The 2316-nt window shown below is 32.9% G+C and carries 1 protein-coding gene; it reads right to left on the bottom strand.

Going from position 1 to position 2316, the window contains the following annotated elements:
• Positions 1–114: 114 nt before the first annotated feature.
• Positions 115–429: a hypothetical protein gene (locus ACRC28_RS02385; RefSeq protein ID WP_438541859.1), complete on the bottom strand. Its 315-nt coding sequence runs from the start codon at positions 427–429 to the stop codon at positions 115–117.
• Between the last annotated feature and the right edge of the window lie 1887 nt (positions 430–2316).

The following is a 2316-nucleotide window of genomic DNA, read 5'->3' as shown; positions in this document are numbered from 1 at the left end:
AAACTTATAAATAAATTAACTGGGCTTAATTTTAAGCCTCTAGATGTCAGTAGATTGTATAAAAGAGCCCAATACTTAGTCTTTTAACAGACAAGGTTTTTCAGTTAAGAGATCTTAAGGGTTATGAGTTTTCCTTGGTATTATCGTCTCGGATCTTGTGTCATACCTTTCATGTTGTACCTCTTTAAATTTTCTTCTTGAACTCGCCAGATTCTCCAATTCTTTCTCAATCTCTTCTTCATCAGCTTCGTCTTTCTCCAGAGAGATACTCTCAAAGGTTTTCTTAAGCACAACAGACTGGATGTTTCCTTCAAATGTAAGTTTGATTCCTAGTTTTTGAATGTACTTCTTGTGATTAGTCGTTACCACACTGTCCCATGTCATTAAATAGAGAACTATTCTTGTTTTAGATTTGTGTATTAATTCCAAGCTCATTAGCAAGAAGATTGTATTTTCTTATTTTTCAATTTAATTAAACTGTGAGAAGATCTTAGTGTTTATTTAGCTCGAAAATCAAAATTTCCTTTATCTTCTTATTTAATACAAGAATATCAGACTTGTTATGTCTGACCTTAATAATGTCAGTTTAAATACCCGTATCCATTCGTACTTCAACATTATCAATAGACAATACTTCTTGTACAGACTGGGATCTTATCTTACTAGATTTTCTTAAGTCATACTTCTTACATAACAAGATATTTAGAGATCTTTTTACCTCGTTGTGTCTTCTCATATAATCAAACTCTAACTTTCGATCACACTTGGTAGCTTAATGATCTACAGTCTTTCTATAAGATCTGCAGTGAGAACATTGTCTCTCCTGTCCACAAAAGATATTTCTTCTTTGTAGAAAACAATAGGTTACTTCAGATCTAGCCTGGTTGTTCCCCTTTACCAATAATGTAGGAGACCCCTTTTTAATTTAGTTCATTCTTCCTTGCTCTGTACAGCTTTCAGTGATTTGTTTTAAATTAAATCTCGCCGTAGAGATAAGTATTTTATGATTTGACTGCTGTTTTTGGTGTCACAATACCCTCCAAGTTGTATTTGGTTTAAAGTACTTTAGTATTGTATGAAGTGTGATTTGTTTACCTCTTTTACTTTCTGTATTGCTGCACGTTTAGTTGAGCTTGTTTAGCTACATTTAGAGAGTAAAACATGTTAAGTAGCATAATTTAAAACCTGTTCTCAATACATGTAAGTCCTCTTTTTATTTCATTTCTTTGAAGGTTAAGTCTCTTTACAAACTGGTTGTAAGTGGATATGATGCTTTATAAACATCTAAGAAATTTTAAAATCTAAACCTTTGTAATCTGTTATTCAAGATTCAGAAGGCCAACATAGAAGTTGATGACTGAAATAATATGTTCGGTTATGACTCTAACATATTCCCACCATTTAACTTTTTCAAGCATAGTCGCTTAACATGACTCATTATTTCAGCCTTTACATACTCAAAAATTTCTCAATTGAATGCGCTTGTGGAGTTCTCAGTAATTCCCAAGTTTTTGTATCCTTGTGACCCTACAAGTACGACGACATCTTCTTGACATCCATAGCAATTTGTAGAAGATTTTTTTTTTCATCTTAAGGCCTACTGCATTAAAGAATTTTTTAGTTTATTCATATATCACTTTGAGATAACTTTCGTTATTGTCAGGTTTTGGCGATTTAAACCTATTACATTCAGGAAAAGAAGATTTATTATAATTAATCGATGGGTTACTATCTCTAATTCCTTTTATGTGAAGTAAAGATCACATGTAAACAAACAAACATTAAACAATTGATGGAGCTTTTCAATTGTTAACGTCTAAGATCACTTGGACAAGGAGACTGACGTACCCAAAACGGTAGTACATCTCGAGTAAATTTTTAATGTAAGTTTTTTTATTGGTGTTAGTTGGAGTAGTAGTAGAGTTGGTGGTGGGAGCTTTCATATTCTTCATGTTAACGAAGTTTTTTGACCTATTTATAATTTATTCTGAAACAGTGTAAGAAAATGATCAGTAAAACAATATTAAACCATCACATCAAGTTTCATAGTAAGTTTCATGTTTGATTATAATTGTGAGACATTCATGTGGGATACCCCAGGTACGGAATGGACGTCAGGCTAAAGAGTGCTATCGAGTACTATTTAAGCACGAGGCGCCTTCCCCCGATTACTCCAGTAACACACACCTTAAACCTACCTTGAGTATGATATCTCTAGGTATTCAATAAGAATTTTCATTTACCTTGGCCTCAAATATATTTGTCGTAGCACGCATGTGCTACACTTTCTTGCCACAAACAAGAACTACTTTGTTT

Origin of the sequence: Clostridium sp. (assembly GCF_051650885.1) — a bacterium.
Lineage (GTDB): Bacteria > Bacillota > Clostridia > Clostridiales > Clostridiaceae > Clostridium.
The sequence above is the reverse complement of the archived record's forward strand: the minus strand, read 5'-3'. Positions and strand labels throughout refer to the sequence as shown.